We start from the raw sequence: 18,317 nt of genomic DNA, 5'->3' as shown, positions 1-18,317 counted from the left end.
GGTCTCACTATTCGGGGGAATATGGGAGGTTATTGTTGTCCAGCCAATGCGTCAAAAAATGGGACACCGCTTCGTTACCGCAGTGTCCGATAACCGGCAGATGAGGAAGCTCTGCGATCAGCTGCGGCATCGCGTTCCCCATAATCAAACCGCGCCCCACGCTGCCCAGCATTTCGCGGTCATTCATGGCGTCGCCAAACGCCATACAATCCTGCAGCGTTAAGCCCAGGTGGTCGCTCAGTACCGCCAGGGCGGAACCTTTGTTACAGCCCACCGGCAGCACTTCCAGACAATCTACCGCCGAGAAGGTCAGGTGCGCCCGGTCGCCCAGCGCCTCATTCAGTTGAATCCGTAAGCGACAAAGATCGTCGTGATCGCCACAGAAGCAGATCTTGGTCACCGCGTGGGCGGGGATCCGACGCAGATCGATAAGCTGGTATTTGAAGCCGCTATAAACATGCGCGTGCAATAATTCGGGGATTTCGCTTCCGGTAAACCAGCCTTGATCGTTAAAGACGTGGATACTGGCCCGCGTGTCCCAGGTACTGTGCAGCACGATGTCCGCCACTTCCGGGTTGAGATCCTGGCGGTGCAGCACCTCCCCTTCAACGGTGTGAATGCGCGTCCCGTTGCCGGTGATTAAAAACGCATCCAGGGAAAACGCGCCCAGCAAATGACGCATCTCCAGTACGTGGCGACCCGTAGCAAACGTCAGGGTGACATCACGCTCGCGCAGGCGCTTGAGGGTACTCAGCGTTTTCTCCCCCAGACGGTGATTCGGCATTAACAACGTACCGTCCATATCAAATGCAGCGAGCCGGGCCATGTTTACTCCTGAAATGTGATGCGATTAACTTGTGCATCAGTATCGTGTGAGATATACGGAAGTAATAGTGAATAGATGAAAATTATTGTTCCGGGTTTCTTATGCGCCAGCTTAACCGCCTTAACCAGTATCAACGCCTGTGGCAACCTTCCGCCGGCGCTCCGCAGCTCGTAACCGTAAGCGAGCTTGCCAGCCGCTGTTTTTGTAGCGAGAGGCATGTCCGCACCCTGCTGCGCCAGGCTCAGGAGGCGGGCTGGCTCAGCTGGCGCGCGCGGTCTGGTCGCGGCAAGCGCGGTGAGCTGACGTTCCATGCCAGCCCGGAGTCACTGCGCAATGCGATGATGGAAGAGGCACTGAAGAGCGGGCAGCAGCATAACGCTTTGGAGCTGGCGCAGCTTGCGCCGGACGCGCTGAGATCATTGCTGCATCCGTTTTTAGGCGGGCAATGGCAAAACGACACGCCGACGCTGCGCATCCCCTACTATCGCTCGCTGGAGCCGCTTCAGCCGGGCTTCTTGCCTGGCCGGGCGGAGCAGCATCTGGCGGGACAGGTATTTTCAGGTTTGACGCGTTTTAACGGCAACAGCAGTGAACCTACGGGCGATCTGGCGCATCACTGGGAGGTCTCTGCTGACGGGCTGCGCTGGCATTTCTATATTCGCTCCACGCTGCACTGGCATAACGGCGATAAAATAGAAACGGCGCAACTCCAGCGAAGCCTGACCGCGCTGTTGACGCTTCCCGCCCTGCGCACCCTGTTTCGGAGCGTCTTACGTATCGAAACAACGCATCCACAGTGTCTGACGTTTGTGCTGCATCAACCGGACTATTGGCTGGCGCACAGGCTGGCAACCTACTGCAGTCGTCTGGCGCATCCCGACCATCCTGCGGTTGGCTGCGGTCCCTTCCGGCTGGCCGCCTTTGAGCCCGACCTGGTTCGTCTGGAAAGCCATGAGCAGTACCACCTGAGCCATCCGCTGCTTAAAGCCATCGAATACTGGATCACTCCCCAGCTGTTTGATTACAGGCTGGGTACCAGCTGTCGTCACCCGGTGCAAATTGCGATTGGCGAGGCCGATGAGCTGGAAACCCTGAGGCTGGTCAGCAGCAGTACCAGTCTGGGCTTCTGTTACCTCACGCTGAAACAGAGCGCGCGTCTGAGTGAGCTCCAGGCAAAGCGGCTTATCAATATCATCCATCTCTCCAGGCTTCTGCACACGCTTCCGCTCAATGAAGGGCTCATTACGCCCACTCAGGAACTGCTTCCCGGCTGGACAATTCCCGAATGGCCTGATTTAACGGACGTTGCCCTGCCCGAGTCGCTGACGCTGGTTTACCATCTTCCCGTTGAGCTTCACACCATGGCCAGCCAGTTAAAAACGTACCTGGCGCGACAGGGTTGTGAACTGACCGTCGTCTTCCACGACGCCAAGACGTGGGACGGATGCCAGCAGCTTGCCGATGCAGATATCATGATGGGGGACAGGCTGATTGGCGAAGCGCCAGCGTATACGCTTGAGCAATGGCTGCGCTGCGATGCACTGTGGCCGCACGTGTTAAGCGCACCGGCCTACGCTCATTTGCAAGCCACGCTGGATGCGGTGCAGTCGCAGGCCGAAGCTCGGGACCGACACGCCGGTCTGCAAGCCATTTTCAACCGCCTGATGGAGAATGCGGTGCTGACGCCGCTTTTTAACTATCAATATCAAATCAGCGCCCCGCCAGGGGTCAACGGCATACGCCTCAACACCCGCGGCTGGTTTGATTTTACCGAAGCCTGGCTACCCGCCCCCAAATCGTGAAGAAGCTGGTCGCCGCCGTAGCCAGACGGTAACATAACGTTTTTACCGTAACAGTCGAGATGATTTATGAAACGTGCCGTCGTCGTGTTCAGCGGAGGACAAGACTCTACAACCTGCCTGGTTCAGGCCCTTCATCAGTATGATGAAGTTCACTGTGTGACTTTCGATTATGGCCAGCGTCACCGCGCTGAAATCGACGTTGCCCGTGAACTTGCCCTGAAACTGGGGGCACGCGCGCACAAGGTGCTGGACGTTACGCTGTTAAATGAACTGGCAGTCAGCAGCCTCACCCGGGACAGTATTCCCGTCCCGGACTACGAACCCGATGCCAGCGGCATTCCGAACACCTTCGTGCCGGGCCGTAATATTCTGTTCCTGACCCTGACGGCAATTTATGCCTATCAGGTAAAAGCCGAAGCGGTAATTACGGGCGTATGCGAGACCGACTTCTCAGGATATCCGGACTGCCGTGATGAGTTTGTAAAAGCGCTCAACCACGCCGTCAATCTGGGGATGGCAAAAGAGACGCGCTTTGAAACCCCGCTCATGTGGCTGGATAAAGCCGAAACCTGGGCGCTGGCCGACTACTGGGGCAAGCTGGATTTAGTTCGCAGCGAAACCCTCACCTGCTATAACGGTATCAAAGGCGACGGTTGCGGCCAGTGCGCCGCCTGTAATCTGCGCGCTAACGGACTGAACCACTACCTGGCTGATAAAGTCGGCGTAATGGCGGCAATGAAGCAAAAAACCGGGCTTAAATAAGGCTACCTCACCGTGCTGTCGAACAGTTTTACCCCGGCAGCACGGGTAACCTTCATTAGCGTAGTCAGCGTTGGGTTGCCGTTGTCTGATAAGGTTCGATATAGCTGCTGGCGGGAAAGACCGGCTTTGGCAGAGATTTCACCTATGCCGCCACGGGCTTCGATGACCTGACGGAGTGCAATGAGATAGGCAGGGATGCCCTGGTCTTCATAGATCTCTTCCAGGGCTGTTTGCAGATAACGCTGAGCGTAGGAAGGATTTTCTCGCAGCATTTTTACAACAGCATCATGGTGGCTAACGGAACTCGAATATTTTCGTTCAGCGGCGCTCATTGAAATGTCCTTTTGTCTGGTGATCTTTCCAGTAATCTATTGCCAGTTTGATATCCGCTTTTTGGCTCTTTTTGTTACCACCGATCAGTAACAATAAAACCTGCCGATTCTCTACTGCAAAATAGATCCTGTAGCCGGGGCCACTGTCGACTCGCATCTCCCAAACACCTTCCCTGAGATACCTGTAATCACCAAAATTACGTTTTATCGCGCGGTTAATCCGCATAAGGATCCGGAAAACTATATCAGGATCCTTTCGGTTCATTTTGGCTACCCACTCCTCAAACGGCACTTTCCCGTCACGGGTCCGGTAACGTTCAACAACGTAGTCCCTGTCCATTATTCTATCCCTGAAAAATCCTTTTGTCTTTTATAAAAGACAAATTTTCTAAGCGATCATCAGCTCCAGCTTTTCCCGCAGCTCCCCTTCCAACGGCAGCGCTTTCTGAGTTTTCAGATCGATACAGACAAAGGTAATCAGCGCATCAGCCACTACCTGCCCTTCTGGATCGAGCGTCACCACCTGGCTTAACACGCCGCTCTTGCCGTTTAGCTGTTGTACCTGGCTGGTCACGGTGAGCACATCGCCCAGCACGGCCGGGCGGCGGTAGTTGATGTTGATATTGACGACCACGAAAGCGATGTTGTGCGCGGTCAGCCACTGAAAGCTTTCGCTGTTCTCTAGTCCGTCCCAGCGCGCTTCTTCAAGAAATTCGAGATAGCGGGCGTTGTTAACGTGCTGGTAAACATCAAGATGGAAACCGCGTACTTTGATTTTTGTCTGCATAGCGCAATAGCCTTACGTTGATATAGGATCAGAGGTCATAACTGGTATGACCTCTTTATCCTGGCAAACTTTTGCCGCAGTGCAAGAAATTGCGTTATTACAGTGTCAGGTGTGAGAGGTTGCGCTCAACCAGCGCGCTGCCCATGCCCGGGACCTGCTTGAGATCATCGACCGTTTTGAAAGGGCCATACTCTTCGCGGTAGCTGACGATGGCCTGCGCTTTTTTCAGGCCGACACCGTTCATTGCGCGGGCAAGATCCTCTGCCGAGGCCGAGTTAATGCTGACCCGCGTACCGTCATCATCCGTATTTTTAACGGCGTCAGCCGCTTTGGTTTGCCCCTGCACCGGCGCGGCCGCATCAGATTTGCTCTGCGTGGTCTGTGGTTTGGCGGCGGGCGTCGCCGCCAGCGCGCCCGCGCTCATCCCGGTGGTGGCAATAGCCAGCGTAATTAACAGTGCTTTGATTCCACATTTCATGCTGTTATCTCCTTGTTTGTTGACAGCCACGCAACGATAGCTCCCGGAGAAAACAGGCACAAACAGCAGATTGCAGAAATGGAAAAGGCCGCGAAAGCGGCCTTTAGTTTTTGCAGAGCGTTACGAAAATCTGCGAGCAGACACGTAATTATTGCTGCTGAGTCATGACATCGCCCAGCTTAATTTTGGCTTCTTTACGCAGGTTGCTCATCATGGCTTCGAAAGCAATCTGAGCATTGTTTTGAGTAATGCCCTGAACCATCGCCTTCTTCTGCGCTTCTGGCAGGGTGCCGGCTTTCACTTCGTCCAGCGCCAACAGAACAACGTTACCCTGCATATCGGTGGTGGTGCCGAAGCTTGGCTTGTCTTTTGACGGCAGTGTCAGGCCAAACGCAGCCTGGCTGATTGGGTCCTGACCGGTACGGCTCAGCGTTTTCGCCTCACCGAAGCTCAGGCCAGCCGCTTTCAGCGCGTCCTGTTTACCCGCTTTCAGGTCAGACAGAATCTTCTCAGCATCCAGTTTCGCCTGCTGTTCCGCTTTGTTGTGCTTAACCTGAGCGACGACCTGATCCTTCACTTCCGCCAGCGGTTTGACCGCTTCTGGCTTGTGCTCGCTGACGCGCAGAACAAACGCACGATCGCCGTCGACGGTAATGATGTCAGAGTTGCTGCCCGGCGTACCGTTCTCGCCCACCAGACCACCGTTAAAGATGGCATCAGAAACCGGCTTGAAGTTCAGCTCTTCCGGCAGGTTGTCGCGACCAAACCAGCCCGTCTCAACCGCCTTCACACCCGCTGCCTGCTCTGCACCTGCCAGAGATTCGTTGTCGTTGCTGGCAGCATCGCTCACTTTCTGCTGCAGCGCGTAGTAGGCATCCAGGGCTTTTTCCTGTTTCACTTTCGCAGCGATATCATCACGAACCTCAGCCAGCGGCTTGGTTTTCGCAGCGATGATGTCGTCCAGACGCACGACCAGGAAACCAACGGATGATTTAATCACACCAGACAGCTGGCCTTTCTCTTTCAGGCCGGCATTTTTCAGTTCGTCCGGCGTGGTTGCGTCTTCCAGCCAGCCCATATCACCGCCGTTTTTCGCAGAGATGATATCGGTGGATTTCGCTTTCGCAATGGTGGCGAAATCAGCGCCTTTGTTCAGTTCATCCAGTACCGCCTTAGCATCTGCTTCAGTTTTGGTCTGAATCACGCTGTAGCGGTTACGCTGTGGCTGAGTGAACTGATCCTGATGCTGGTCGTAGTAAGACTGGATCTCCGCGTCAGACGCGCTTTCCTGCAGCGCAGCTGCATCCAGTTTGATGTAGCTGACGCGGAACTGCTCCGGAGAAACAAAGGCGTTCTTATTCTGCTCGTACCAGGCGTTAACCTCTGCGTCGCTCACCTGCTGTTTCGCCGCCAGGGCGTTCACATCAATGGTCGCTTCACGGACAACGCGCTGCTGTGCTACCAGCGCAGCCAGTTCTTCCGTTTCACCTTTGAGCATAAAATCGGTGCCCACTACGGCATTGATAAGCTGCTGAGTGGTCAGCTGGTTACGCAGCGCCTGCGCGTACTGATCCGCCGTCATGCCCATCTGGTTGACGATGCTGTTGTAACGCGCGTTGTCGAATTTACCGTTAGACTGGAATGCCTGAGTGGCGAAGATCGCTTTTTTCACCTGCTCGTCGCTGATGCCAAGGCCCAGCTTTTTGGCATACTGATCCAGCAGCGCTTCGTCGATAAGACGGTTCAGCGTCTGTTGGCGCAGGGTTTTCATGTACCCTTCATTCGCCGCCAGTTCAGAGAATTGGTCGCCCAGCTGTTGCTGCATACGGTTACGTTCACCGGCAAAAGCATTCTCGAACTGACCACGGCTGATTTCCTGGCCATTCACTTTTGCGGCATAGTTCGCGCCACCGCCAATAAGGTAACTGCTCACGCCGGTCAATATGAACGACACGATAATGATACCGAAAATAATCTTGAGCACGAGACTGTTAGCAGCCGTGCGTAAGCTGTCCATCATGGTGTAACAACACTCCGCTGTAGGTGACTGGTTACCTGACGCTGACGGAAAATCCTGCCCGTCGCGCGTAAAGGCGTATTGTGACAAGAAAACGGGGCGATTGTCAGCCCACAACTCGCATAAACTCGCACAAATCAGGTCTGGACAAATAAAAAAGGCACATCAAACGATGCGCCCTTGTACTATCCGGCTTCCCTGAAACGGGAAAGCAATCAGTTTACTGCGTCTTTCAGCGCTTTACCTGCACGGAAACCCGGCACTTTAGCAGCAGCAATGGTGATCTCTTTACCGGTCTGAGGGTTGCGGCCAGTACGGGCAGCACGCTCTTTAACAGCAAAAGTACCGAAGCCTACCAGTGCAACGTCATCCCCAGCCTGCAGAGATTCAGTAACAGAAGCAATTAATGCATCTAACGCACGTCCAGCTGCAGCTTTAGAAATATCAGCACCAGCAGCAATTTTGTCAATCAGTTGAGATTTATTCACTGTTCTCTTCCTCTCTTTATAATTTATATCGCGCCTGAGTCCTTCACAACGCGACCGCGCAGCAGTTATATCAGGCCTGCCATGACCTTACAACACCCGTTGTTGATGGCTGACCTAATCAGCAATCTAAATTAGCTATACAAAAAAAGGCTGGCAAGTGCGAAATGACTTACCAGCCTTGTTTTTATTGACGCTCTTTGCGCGAGGTCACTATTTTGCGGTTACAACCTGCATTCCGGACGGTTCATTCTGCAATGCGAGAGTAAGAACTTCCTCAATTCGCTTAACAGGATGGATCTGCAGATCGGCAATCACGTTGTCCGGAATCTCTTCCAGATCGCGTTTATTCTCGTAAGGAATCAATACGGTTTTGATCCCACCGCGGTGTGCCGCCAGCAGTTTTTCTTTTAACCCACCGATTGGCAGGACCTGACCACGCAGGGTGATTTCACCGGTCATTGCCACATCGGCACGTACCGGGTTCCCTGTCAGACAGGAGACCAGCGCCGTACACATGGCAATACCCGCGCTTGGGCCATCTTTCGGCGTCGCCCCTTCCGGAACGTGCACATGGATGTCGCGTTTTTCGTAGAAATCCGGATTGATACCCAGTTTCTCCGCACGCGCACGCACCACGGTCAGCGCCGCCTGAATGGATTCCTGCATCACTTCACCCAGCGAGCCAGTGTAGGTCAGCTTGCCTTTGCCCGGCACACAGGCGGTTTCGATGGTCAGCAGATCGCCGCCCACTTCCGTCCATGCCAGACCGGTGACCTGACCAACGCGGTTTTCGTTGTCCGCGCGACCGTAGTCGAAGCGCTGAACGCCCAGGTAGGCATGCAGATTGTCGCCGTTAATCACAATGTGCTTCAGGCTCTTATCCAGCAGCAGCTGTTTCACCGCTTTACGACACAGTTTAGAGATTTCACGCTCAAGACTACGCACGCCCGCTTCACGGGTGTAGTAGCGAATGATGCCGATAATCGCGCTGTCCTCGACGGTCAGCTCGTTGGCTTTCAGCGCGTTACGCTCAATCTGTTTCGGCAGCAGGTGCTGCTTAGCAATATTCAGCTTCTCATCTTCGGTATAACCGGAGAGACGGATCACTTCCATACGGTCCAGCAGCGGGGCCGGAATGTTCATGGAGTTGGAGGTCGCCACGAACATCACATCGCTCAGGTCGTAGTCCACTTCCAGATAATGATCGCTGAACGCCACGTTCTGTTCTGGATCAAGTACTTCCAGCAGTGCAGACGCCGGATCGCCACGCATGTCCGAAGACATCTTGTCGATCTCATCGAGCAGGAACAGCGGGTTTTTAACGCCCACTTTCGCCATCTTCTGGATCAGTTTACCCGGCATAGAACCGATGTAGGTACGGCGGTGACCGCGGATTTCCGCTTCATCGCGCACGCCGCCCAGCGCCATACGGATATATTTACGTCCGGTCGCTTTGGCAATGGACTGACCCAGAGAGGTTTTACCCACCCCTGGCGGTCCTACCAGGCACAGAATTGGGCCTTTAATTTTGTTTACACGGCTTTGTACCGCGAGGTACTCAAGAATGCGGTCTTTGACGCGTTCCAGGCCGTAGTGGTCGGTATCCAGGATTTCCTGAGCCTGACGCAGGTCTTTTTTGACCTTGCTGCGGGCATTCCACGGCACCTGAACCATCCACTCGATGTAGCCGCGCACGACGGTCGCTTCAGCCGACATTGGAGACATCATTTTCAGCTTCTGCAGTTCTGCTTCGGCTTTCTCTTTCGCCTCTTTCGGCATCTTCGCCGCGTCGATCTTACGCTTCAGCGCTTCGTTTTCATCCGGCGCGTCGTCCATCTCGCCCAGCTCTTTCTGAATCGCCTTCATTTGCTCATTCAGATAGTACTCACGCTGAGACTTCTCCATCTGCTTTTTCACGCGGTTACGAATGCGCTTCTCAACCTGCAGCAGATCGATTTCAGACTCCATCATCGCCATCAGGTATTCCAGACGTTCGTTAACGTCGGACATTTCCAGCACGGACTGTTTGTCAGCCAGCTTCAGCGGCATGTGCGCAGCGATGGTATCCGCCAGACGCGCAGGATCGTCGATGCTGTTCAGCGACGTCAGCACTTCTGGTGGAATTTTCTTATTCAGCTTGATATAGCCTTCAAACTGGCTGATTGCGGTGCGCACGAGCACTTCCTGCTCGCGTTCATCAAGCTGAGGCGAATCAAGGTACTCTGCCTTAGCAGAGAAGTGTTCGCCATTGTCAGACAGGGTGGTAATACGCGCACGCTGCAGCCCTTCCACCAGCACCTTCACGGTGCCGTCAGGCAGCTTCAGCATCTGCAAAATAGAGGCCACGGTCCCGACGGTGAAAAGATCGTTTACACCCGGCTCATCCGTTGATGCTTCTTTCTGCGCCACCAGCATGATTTTTTTATCATGATCCATAGCGGCTTCGAGGCAACGGATAGATTTTTCCCGCCCTACAAATAAGGGTATGACCATGTGCGGATAAACCACCACATCGCGCAACGGCAATACGGGGATTTCAATGCGTTCAGAACGCTCAGGATTCATAGAGCTCTCTCTTAGTTTAGTGTCCGCCAGGTAAGCTGGTCATGTCACAGTGCTTCACATAACCATTAACATGTATCCAGTATATGGGGATGTTTCCCACACATTCAACGCTATGAACACGGAAAAAGTAAAGGGGAGATAAAATCCCCCCTTTTTGATTAACTGCTTGTATGATTTGGTGAATTATTCGCCAGATGCCTGCTGGGCTTCCGGTTTACCGTAAATCAGCAGCGGCTTGGATTGGCCACCGATCACGGACTCGTCGATAACCACTTTTTCAACATCTTCCATCGACGGCAGATCGTACATAGTGTCGAGCAGTGCCGCTTCAACGATAGAACGCAGGCCGCGCGCACCGGTTTTACGGATCATCGCTTTCTTGGCAATTGCGTCCAGCGCTTCGTCACGGAATTCCAGGTCAACGCCTTCCAGATTGAACAGCGCCTGATACTGCTTGGTCAGCGCATTTTTCGGCTCTTTCAGGATCTGAATCAGCGCCTCTTCACTCAGCTCATTCAGCGTTGCCACAACCGGCAGACGGCCAATGAACTCAGGGATCAGACCAAATTTGATCAGATCTTCAGGCTCAACCTGCGAAAGCAATTCGCCTTCGTTGGCTTTCTCGGACTTCGCCTTCACCGTTGCGCCAAAACCAATGCCGGAGCCGGTTTCAACACGGTGGGAGATCACTTTATCCAGACCTGCAAACGCACCACCGCAGATGAACAGGATCTTGGAAGTATCAACCTGCAGGAACTCCTGCTGCGGATGTTTGCGTCCACCCTGCGGCGGAACGGCGGCAACCGTACCTTCGATCAGCTTCAGCAACGCCTGCTGCACGCCTTCACCCGATACGTCACGGGTAATGGACGGGTTGTCTGATTTACGGGAGATCTTGTCGATCTCATCAATGTAAACAATCCCGCGCTGGGCTTTTTGTACGTCGTAATCGCACTTCTGCAGTAGCTTCTGAATGATGTTCTCAACGTCTTCACCCACATAACCAGCTTCGGTCAGTGTGGTGGCATCCGCCATGGTAAACGGAACATCAAGCAGGCGCGCCAGCGTTTCCGCCAGCAGCGTTTTACCGGAGCCGGTTGGCCCGATCAGTAGAATGTTGCTTTTGCCCAGTTCCACGCCATTGCTGGTGTCGCCGTTACGCAGACGTTTGTAGTGGTTATATACCGCCACCGCCAGCACTTTCTTGGCCTGCTCCTGACCGATGACATAGTCGTCAAGGTGATGACGAATCTCATGCGGCGTTGGCAATGCGCTACGCTCACGGTGCGGCGCAACTTCTTTAATCTCTTCGCGAATGATGTCGTTACATAAATCGACACATTCGTCGCAGATATACACGGACGGCCCGGCAATCAGTTTACGCACTTCATGCTGGCTTTTGCCGCAAAAAGAGCAGTACAGCAGTTTGCCCGAACCATCTTTGCGTTTATCTGTCATGAGTCCAAACCTCTTTTTAAGTTCTTTGTGCCGCACATGACGACGCAAATGCCATTCTAAGACGCGTGTGCTTTAAGCAGCGTGCCGCCCTACCTTAGTATAGCGGCACACTCGCGTCGCGGGCATCAATTACGATGGGTCAATACGGAGTCGACTAAGCCGTACTCAACTGCCTCTGGAGCAGAGAGGAAGCGATCGCGCTCGGTATCGCGCTCGATCTGCTCAAGAGATTGACCTGTATGCTGCGCCATAAGTTCATTCATGCGCGCTTTTACTTTCAGAATTTCGCGGGCGTGGATTTCGATATCCGTCGCCTGCCCCTGGTAACCACCCAGCGGCTGGTGAATCATCACGCGGGAGTTAGGCAGGCAGAAACGCTTACCTTTCGCCCCTGCGGTTAACAGGAAGGCCCCCATGGATGCAGCCTGACCCATACAGATAGTGCTGACATCTGGCTTGATGAACTGCATGGTGTCATAAATGGACATGCCCGCCGTAATCACACCGCCAGGCGAGTTGATGTACAGGTAAATGTCTTTTTCCGGGTTTTCCGCTTCCAGGAACAGCATCTGCGCCACGATCAGGTTAGCCATATGGTCTTCTACCTGGCCGGTCAGAAAGATAACGCGTTCCTTGAGCAGACGGGAATAGATATCGAAAGAACGCTCACCACGTGAGGTCTGTTCAATAACCATTGGCACCAGCGCCATATGGGGTGCAAAGTTATCTCGTTCGCCACTGTATGACATTTCCGTCTCCTGGTTCAAAATTGAAAACACCTGCTGTACTGATTGTAACCTTATGGACGGATTATCAGCCAGTCTCAATCATCGTGATTACACACTTATGGGGTTCGCCACGCCCTATTTCAAGCATAACAACCTTTTGTTGTAACGCTAACACTGAAAGGGCGTTTTAGCACCCTTCAAGAACCCAAGCTGCGATAAAAAAAACCCGTCGCCGGAGGGCAACGGGTTTTTTGTTCAAACTTTAAACCGTTAGGGCGAAATTACGCCTGCTGGTTCATCAGTTCGTTGAAAGAGGTCGCTTTTTCGGTCACTTTCGCTTTCGCCAGTACCGCTTCAACAGCCTGCTCTTCCAGGGCGACGTTGCGCATGTTGTCCATCAGCTCTTTGTTCTTGCCGTAGAACTCGATCACTTCTGATGGATCTTCGTATGCAGACGCCATCTCTTCGATCAGGCCTTTTACACGCTCTTCGTCAGCTTTCAGCTCGTGGGTACGAATCACTTCGCCCAGCAGCAGGCCAACAACCACACGGCGTTTCGCTTGCTCTTCAAACAGCTCGCGCGGCAGTTCCATCGCTTGCTGCTGGTTGCCACCGAAACGCTGTGCAGCCTGACGGCGCAGTACGTCGATTTCGCTGTCGATCAGAGCAGCAGGAACGTCGATGTCGTTCGCTTTTACCAGACCTTCAATCGCCTGAGATTTCACACGGTTACGCACAGCGCCGTTCAGCTCGCGCTCCATGTTTTTACGCACTTCGGTACGCAGGCCAGCAACAGAACCATCTTCAACGCCGAAACGCTTGATGAACTCTTCAGTCAGTTCTGGCAGTTCGCGCTCTTCCACTTTTTTCAGGTTGATGACGAACTTCGCTGCTTTACCTTTCAGGTTTTCAGCGTGGTATTCTTCCGGGAAGGTCACGTCGATGGTGAACTCTTCGCCAGCCTTGTGGCCTTTGATACCGTCTTCGAAGCCTGGGATCATACGACCCTGGCCCATTGCCAGTACGAAGTCAGACGCTTTGCCGCCTTCGAACTCTTCGCCATCAACAGAACCGGTGAAGTCGATGGTTACGCGGTCTTCCGCGTCAACAGCGCCTTCTTTCTCTTTCCAGTTCGCCTGCTGCTTGCGCAGGGTGTCCAGCATGCCGTCAACGTCTTCGTCAGTTACGGAAACAATCGGTTTTTCAACTTCGATAGATTCCAGACCTTTCAGCTCAACTTCCGGATACACTTCGAACTCTACGGAGTAGGTGAAGTCTTCGCCCAGTTTGTATTCGCCTGGCACGTAGTTTGGTGCGCCAGCCGGATTGATTTTTTCTTTGATGATCGCGTCGATAAAGTTGCGGCTCATCAGTTCACCCAGCACATCCTGACGCACGGAAGCGCCATAACGCTGAGCAACAACATTCATTGGTACTTTGCCCTTACGGAAGCCGTCAATACGTACTTTTTTTGCTACGTTGACCAGCTCGCTTTTCACAGCAGTTTCGATGCTGTCAGCAGCGATAGTAATCGTTACACGGCGGCCAAGGCCTTGAGTGGTTTCAACTGAAACTTGCATCTTGTTACCTCAAAAAAATCACAGTGCTCGGTCAACTCTGAATCTGTCTGTTATACCGGGATGCTCTCTTAGTGCAGATTCACATTCCCTGTCGCCAGAATCATCCCGAAGACATTCATTAAGACGCGGCATTATAGCGGCATCACTTAGGTGAGTCGAGAACGGTTGGGGCATGTTGCTGCGGCTTTTTTCACACTTTAAGGCTATTTTTAGCCTTAAAATCGCACCATCCGCTCAAAACTCAGACAAAACAAAACGGCCCGAAGGCCGTTTTGAGGAAATCTGTAAGCAACATACTGGAAAAGCTCCGGCCGTTGCAAATCCGATTTATCAGGCGATAGTGCCGGCACCTCGACAGGGCGGCGACGCGAAAACCGTATCCTGCAAGCCTTCCCATTCCTTAATGGTGTAGGTATGCAGTGCCAGCGCATGCACGGTTGTGGAGAGTTCTTCCGTCAAGGTGCTGTAGATCAGGCGATGTCGGTTCAGGAAACGTTCTCCCGTGAAGCGATCGCTAACCAGAACCACTTTAAAGTGGCTTTCAGAACCTGCCGGCACGTTATGACGATAGCTTTCGTCGACGACTTCGAGGAACACAGGGTTGAACGCTGCCCTTAATTTTTCTTCTATCTGTTCACGTATCATCATGAAATTACTCCTCCGACAACGCTGAGATGTCACCCATCCCTTTAAATATTAGCCGCTTTTACCGTTTCCATTACACCTTGACAACAAATATTTAGCTTTCGTCTAATTTTCTCATTCAAACGAATGAAGTTCACTGTGAGACTCATACCTTTCACCATTCGCGGGAGGAGAAAAAGGGTGAGCTGGTCAGTTTTCAGACAAGACGATGAATTTACATGCGTTGACCACTTCCCCTGACCGTTGTCGATGTTATGATGGCGGCAATTTCTCTTTCTTTATGCTTACGATTCGTTGAGAACCTGAAAATGTTAAAAAAACTCTTCTTTCCGTTGGTAGCCCTTTTTATGCTGGCAGGCTGTGCGACTCCGCCTACCACTATTGATGTCTCACCAAAAATCACTCTGCCTCAGCAGGACCCTAGCCTGATGGGCGTCACCGTGAGCATTAACGGTGCCGATCAGCGTCAGGACCAGGCTCTGGCAAAAGTGACCCGCGATAACCAGCAGGTTACCCTCACCGCGTCCCGCGACCTGCGCTTCCTGCTGCAGGAAGTGCTTGAGAAGCAAATGACCGCTCGCGGCTACATGATTGGCCCAAGCGGCGCGGTTGACCTGCAGATCATCGTCAACAACCTTTATGCAGACGTGTCTCAGGGCAACGTGCGCTACAACATCGCGACCAAAGCGGATATCGCCATCATTGCCACCGCGAAAAACGGTAACAAGATGACGAAAAACTACCGCGCCAGCTACTCCGTTGAAGGCGCGTTCCAGGCATCCAACCAGAACATTGCTAACGCCGTTAACAGCGTGCTGACGGATACCATCGCCGATATGGCGCAGGACACCAGCATTCACGATTTTATCAAGCAGAACGCACGTTAATCCTGCTTACTGACCCGGTACTTCACCGGGTCAGTTCATAAAACCATGTCCAGTAACTACTTACGCATTTTCCAGCAACCGAAATCAGCGATTCTGCTGATCCTCGGCTTTGCCTCCGGTTTACCCCTCGCGCTCACCTCCGGCACGCTTCAGGCGTGGATGACGGTCGAGAACATCGATCTCAAAACCATTGGTTTCTTCTCGCTGGTCGGCCAGGCTTATGTCTTTAAGTTCCTGTGGTCGCCGGTGATGGATCGCTATACGCCCCCGTTCCTGGGACGTCGTCGCGGCTGGTTAGTGATGACGCAGGTCCTGCTGCTGCTGGCGATTGCGGCGATGGGCTTCCTTGAACCGACCACACAGCTTCGCTGGATGGCCGCGCTTGCGGTGGTGATAGCCTTCTGTTCCGCCTCCCAGGATATTGTGTTTGACGCCTGGAAGACGGACGTCTTACCCGCCGAGGAGCGCGGGGCCGGTGCGGCCATCAGCGTGCTGGGCTATCGCCTCGGGATGCTGGTCTCCGGCGGCCTGGCGCTGTGGCTGGCCGACCGTTACCTCGGCTGGCAGGGCATGTACTGGCTGATGGCCGCCCTGCTTATCCCCTGCATCATCGCGACGCTGTTCGCGCCCGAACCGAGTGACGTTATCCCGGTCCCCCGCTCGCTGGAGCAGGCCGTGGCCGAACCGCTGCGCGACTTCTTTGGCCGTAACAATGCCTGGCTGATCCTGCTGCTCATCGTCCTTTATAAGCTGGGCGACGCCTTTGCCATGAGCCTGACCACCACCTTCCTGATCCGCGGCGTCGGTTTTGATGCCGGTGAAGTGGGGGTAGTGAACAAAACGCTGGGGCTGTTTGCGACCATCGTCGGCGCACTTTATGGCGGTGTATTGATGCAGCGCCTGACGCTGTTCCGCGCGCTGCTGATCTTCGGCATTCTTCAGGGCGCCTCTAACGCCGGTTACTGGCTGCTGTCGATTACCGACAAACATACGATCAGCATGGCCGCAGCGGTGTTCTTCGAAAACCTCTGCGGCGGGATGGGGACGGCGGCGTTTGTTGCCCTGCTGATGACCCTGTGCAATAAGTCATTTTCCGCCACGCAGTTCGCTCTGCTCTCGGCGCTCTCGGCCGTTGGCCGCGTGTACGTAGGCCCGATTGCCGGCTGGTTTGTGGAAGCCCACGGCTGGCCAACGTTTTATCTCTTCTCGGTCGCGGCTGCCGTGCCGGGGATTTTATTATTGCTGGTGTGTCGCCAGACGCTGGAATATACCCAGCGGACTGAACACTTTATGCCGCGCACTGAATATCATCGCGCCTACCGTTTTGCGTTACGTCTGTTAATGACGGGCTGCGCCGCGCTGGCGCTCTGGCTTGTGGTACTTATTGTTAACGCCAGTACGTCTCTGGCGCTCCCCCTCGAAGCCCTTCTGCTGGACGCCGGAGCCCTGCTGGCCATCGCCGGGATCCTGACGGGCGGTCTGCTCGATTTTATGGCATTGCGTAAAACGCAGATGACCTGAAGAAAAAGCGAAAGGTTATTTCCCGTTGTAATCACTAACCGAAATTATAACGGCGAAATAGCCATCAGCCGCTAAAAAAATATTTGTTGTTTTGTGCGGGATAGGATTTGGAAATTATTGGAGCCGGTTCCAAATTGCTATTTTTCATTAAACGATTCAGCATTGGAAAGTTTGATTTTTCGTTTTTTAGATGTCTTTTTATTGATAATTAATTGTTAATTTTTTGTTTATTTTTAACAATGGTTATACCAATTGCCCCTTTTAGGGTATGCTTGGGGGTCCTTTCGTTATAAAGCCCATCTCATGCGGCTTCGGTCATAAAAACCGACATAATCTGCAACACTTGTGACACGTGCGGCAGAACCCGGTAACACCTTCCTGACACAGGCCTAATGATGTTTACAGTAATGTAACCTTCCCGTAAAATGCCCGCACACTTTAAACGCCACCAGACTCCCGTGGAATTGAGGTCGTTAAATGAGACTCAGGAAATACAATAAAAGTTTGGGATGGTTGTCATTATTCGCAGGTACTGTATTACTCAGTGGCTGCGATTCTGCACTACTAGACCCCAAAGGACAGATTGGACTGGAACAACGTTCACTGATATTGACGGCTTTTGGCCTGATGTTGATTGTGGTTATTCCTGCCATTTTGATGGCTGTTGGTTTCGCCTGGAAGTATCGTGCGAGCAATAAAGATGCGAAGTATAGCCCGAACTGGTCACACTCCAATAAAGTGGAAGCTGTGGTCTGGACGGTGCCTATTCTGATCATCCTGTTCCTTGCCGTACTGACTTGGAAAACCACTCACGCACTTGAGCCAAGCAAGCCGCTGGTTCACGATGAAAAACCTATTACCATTGAAGTGGTCTCCATGGACTGGAAATGGTTCTTCATCTATCCAGAGCAGGGCATTGCTACCGTGAATGAAATCGCCTTCCCGGCGAACACTCCGGTTCAGTTCAAAGTGACCTCCAACTCCGTAATGAACTCCTTCTTCATCCCGCGTCTGGGTAGCCAGATTTACGCGATGGCCGGTATGCAGACGAACCTGCATCTGATCGCGAATGAAGCAGGCACCTACGATGGTATCTCCGCCAGCTATAGCGGCCCGGGCTTCTCAGGTATGAAGTTCAAAGCTATTGCGACGCCGGACCGTGCCGCTTTCGACCAGTGGGTTGAAAAAGCGAAGCAGTCTCCAAACACCATGTCTGACATGGCGGCGTTCGAAAAAGTGGCTGCACCTAGCGAATACAACAAGGTGGAGTACTTCTCTAACGTGAAACCTGATTTGTTCAAAGACGTTATTGGCAAATTTATGGATCACGGCAAGAGCATGGACATGACCCAGCCAGAAGGCGAGCACAGCGCGCATGAAGGTATGGAAGGCATGGACATGAGCCACGCGGAAACCGCTCACTAAGGGGCCGAGGAAGAAA

The 18,317-nt window shown here is 53.2% G+C and carries 17 protein-coding genes; 5 read left to right on the top strand and 12 right to left on the bottom strand.

What is annotated here, in order from left to right:
- Positions 1-7: 7 nt before the first annotated feature.
- The gene (gene cof / locus AC4ICF_RS05185; RefSeq protein ID WP_163330430.1) at positions 8-826 is read right to left on the bottom strand and encodes an HMP-PP phosphatase; all 819 of its coding nucleotides are present in this window, start codon (positions 824-826) and stop codon (positions 8-10) included.
- A 101-nt stretch (positions 827-927) separates the two neighbouring features.
- Between cof and AC4ICF_RS05180 the strand changes: the two genes are divergently transcribed.
- The gene (locus AC4ICF_RS05180) at positions 928-2,628 is read left to right on the top strand and encodes an SgrR family transcriptional regulator (RefSeq protein ID WP_163330429.1); all 1,701 of its coding nucleotides are present in this window, start codon (positions 928-930) and stop codon (positions 2,626-2,628) included.
- A 66-nt stretch (positions 2,629-2,694) separates the two neighbouring features.
- The gene (gene queC / locus AC4ICF_RS05175) at positions 2,695-3,390 is read left to right on the top strand and encodes a 7-cyano-7-deazaguanine synthase QueC (RefSeq protein WP_023332238.1); all 696 of its coding nucleotides are present in this window, start codon (positions 2,695-2,697) and stop codon (positions 3,388-3,390) included.
- Positions 3,391-3,392: 2 nt separating this feature from the next.
- Here the strand turns inward: queC and AC4ICF_RS05170 are convergent, their stop codons facing one another.
- The 11 genes from AC4ICF_RS05170 to bolA all read right to left on the bottom strand — a co-directional run bounded on the left by AC4ICF_RS05170 (position 3,393) and on the right by bolA (position 14,471).
- Positions 3,393-3,722: an addiction module antidote protein gene (locus AC4ICF_RS05170; RefSeq protein ID WP_233003138.1), complete on the bottom strand. Its 330-nt coding sequence runs from the start codon at positions 3,720-3,722 to the stop codon at positions 3,393-3,395.
- The gene (locus AC4ICF_RS05165) at positions 3,709-4,062 is read right to left on the bottom strand and encodes a type II toxin-antitoxin system RelE/ParE family toxin (RefSeq protein WP_233003137.1); all 354 of its coding nucleotides are present in this window, start codon (positions 4,060-4,062) and stop codon (positions 3,709-3,711) included. The genes AC4ICF_RS05170 and AC4ICF_RS05165 overlap by 14 nt, the downstream gene beginning before the upstream one ends.
- A 48-nt stretch (positions 4,063-4,110) precedes the next feature.
- Positions 4,111-4,509, bottom strand: a complete 399-nt coding sequence (locus AC4ICF_RS05160) for a YbgC/FadM family acyl-CoA thioesterase (RefSeq protein WP_025756175.1) — start codon at positions 4,507-4,509, stop codon at positions 4,111-4,113.
- 97 nt (positions 4,510-4,606) lie between these two features.
- A complete protein-coding gene (locus AC4ICF_RS05155; RefSeq protein ID WP_163330427.1) occupies positions 4,607-4,987 on the bottom strand; it encodes a helix-hairpin-helix domain-containing protein in 381 nt (126 codons plus the stop codon).
- Between the two features lie 148 nt (positions 4,988-5,135).
- Complete coding sequence (gene ppiD, locus AC4ICF_RS05150; protein WP_116341609.1) at positions 5,136-7,007, bottom strand: peptidylprolyl isomerase; 1,872 nt, start codon at positions 7,005-7,007, stop codon at positions 5,136-5,138.
- A 212-nt stretch (positions 7,008-7,219) separates the two neighbouring features.
- Positions 7,220-7,492, bottom strand: coding sequence for a nucleoid-associated protein HU-beta (gene hupB, locus AC4ICF_RS05145; protein ID WP_002444653.1), 273 nt, complete (start codon positions 7,490-7,492; stop codon positions 7,220-7,222).
- A gap of 210 nt (positions 7,493-7,702) precedes the next feature.
- A complete protein-coding gene (gene lon / locus AC4ICF_RS05140; RefSeq protein ID WP_061099040.1) occupies positions 7,703-10,057 on the bottom strand; it encodes an endopeptidase La in 2,355 nt (784 codons plus the stop codon).
- Between the two features lie 183 nt (positions 10,058-10,240).
- Positions 10,241-11,515 (bottom strand): ATP-dependent protease ATP-binding subunit ClpX, encoded by a 1,275-nt coding sequence (clpX, locus tag AC4ICF_RS05135; RefSeq protein ID WP_061099041.1) that lies wholly within the window; start codon positions 11,513-11,515, stop codon positions 10,241-10,243.
- A 125-nt stretch (positions 11,516-11,640) separates the two neighbouring features.
- Positions 11,641-12,264 carry an ATP-dependent Clp endopeptidase proteolytic subunit ClpP gene (gene clpP, locus AC4ICF_RS05130; protein ID WP_014069126.1) on the bottom strand — a complete coding sequence of 208 codons (624 nt, stop codon included), beginning with the start codon at positions 12,262-12,264 and terminating at the stop codon, positions 11,641-11,643.
- Positions 12,265-12,524: 260 nt separating this feature from the next.
- Positions 12,525-13,823 (bottom strand): trigger factor, encoded by a 1,299-nt coding sequence (tig, locus tag AC4ICF_RS05125; protein WP_014882773.1) that lies wholly within the window; start codon positions 13,821-13,823, stop codon positions 12,525-12,527.
- 330 nt (positions 13,824-14,153) lie between these two features.
- Positions 14,154-14,471 carry a transcriptional regulator BolA gene (bolA, locus tag AC4ICF_RS05120; RefSeq protein WP_003859051.1) on the bottom strand — a complete coding sequence of 106 codons (318 nt, stop codon included), beginning with the start codon at positions 14,469-14,471 and terminating at the stop codon, positions 14,154-14,156.
- 305 nt (positions 14,472-14,776) lie between these two features.
- On the opposite strand from bolA, the gene AC4ICF_RS05115 reads away from it, so the two are divergent.
- The 3 genes from AC4ICF_RS05115 (at position 14,777) to cyoA (ending at position 18,301) form a co-directional block, all read left to right on the top strand.
- Complete coding sequence (locus AC4ICF_RS05115) at positions 14,777-15,355, top strand: lipoprotein (protein ID WP_023310568.1); 579 nt, start codon at positions 14,777-14,779, stop codon at positions 15,353-15,355.
- Between the two features lie 45 nt (positions 15,356-15,400).
- Entirely contained in the window at positions 15,401-16,876 is a 1,476-nt protein-coding gene (ampG, locus tag AC4ICF_RS05110; RefSeq protein ID WP_316380339.1) for a muropeptide MFS transporter AmpG, read from the top strand.
- Positions 16,877-17,353: 477 nt separating this feature from the next.
- Positions 17,354-18,301 (top strand): cytochrome o ubiquinol oxidase subunit II, encoded by a 948-nt coding sequence (gene cyoA, locus AC4ICF_RS05105; RefSeq protein ID WP_008503322.1) that lies wholly within the window; start codon positions 17,354-17,356, stop codon positions 18,299-18,301.
- Positions 18,302-18,317 lie beyond the last annotated feature (16 nt).

The organism is Enterobacter sp. ECC_219_Taxon_10, from assembly GCF_058354905.1.
Note: the sequence above shows the minus strand (reverse complement) of the source record. Positions and strands in the feature narration are given on the sequence as shown.

Coding starts and splice junctions, on each gene's coding strand:
- AC4ICF_RS05180 (WP_163330429.1), top strand. CDS start 928: ATGCGCCAGCTTAACCGCCTTAACCAGTATCAACGCCTGTGGCAACCT.
- clpP (WP_014069126.1), bottom strand. CDS start 12,264: ATGTCATACAGTGGCGAACGAGATAACTTTGCACCCCATATGGCGCTG.
- lon (WP_061099040.1), bottom strand. CDS start 10,057: ATGAATCCTGAGCGTTCTGAACGCATTGAAATCCCCGTATTGCCGTTG.
- AC4ICF_RS05165 (WP_233003137.1), bottom strand. CDS start 4,062: ATGGACAGGGACTACGTTGTTGAACGTTACCGGACCCGTGACGGGAAA.
- AC4ICF_RS05170 (WP_233003138.1), bottom strand. CDS start 3,722: ATGAGCGCCGCTGAACGAAAATATTCGAGTTCCGTTAGCCACCATGAT.
- ampG (WP_316380339.1), top strand. CDS start 15,401: ATGTCCAGTAACTACTTACGCATTTTCCAGCAACCGAAATCAGCGATT.
- AC4ICF_RS05115 (WP_023310568.1), top strand. CDS start 14,777: ATGTTAAAAAAACTCTTCTTTCCGTTGGTAGCCCTTTTTATGCTGGCA.
- tig (WP_014882773.1), bottom strand. CDS start 13,823: ATGCAAGTTTCAGTTGAAACCACTCAAGGCCTTGGCCGCCGTGTAACG.
- bolA (WP_003859051.1), bottom strand. CDS start 14,471: ATGATGATACGTGAACAGATAGAAGAAAAATTAAGGGCAGCGTTCAAC.
- ppiD (WP_116341609.1), bottom strand. CDS start 7,007: ATGATGGACAGCTTACGCACGGCTGCTAACAGTCTCGTGCTCAAGATT.
- queC (WP_023332238.1), top strand. CDS start 2,695: ATGAAACGTGCCGTCGTCGTGTTCAGCGGAGGACAAGACTCTACAACC.
- cyoA (WP_008503322.1), top strand. CDS start 17,354: ATGAGACTCAGGAAATACAATAAAAGTTTGGGATGGTTGTCATTATTC.
- AC4ICF_RS05160 (WP_025756175.1), bottom strand. CDS start 4,509: ATGCAGACAAAAATCAAAGTACGCGGTTTCCATCTTGATGTTTACCAG.
- AC4ICF_RS05155 (WP_163330427.1), bottom strand. CDS start 4,987: ATGAAATGTGGAATCAAAGCACTGTTAATTACGCTGGCTATTGCCACC.
- clpX (WP_061099041.1), bottom strand. CDS start 11,515: ATGACAGATAAACGCAAAGATGGTTCGGGCAAACTGCTGTACTGCTCT.
- cof (WP_163330430.1), bottom strand. CDS start 826: ATGGCCCGGCTCGCTGCATTTGATATGGACGGTACGTTGTTAATGCCG.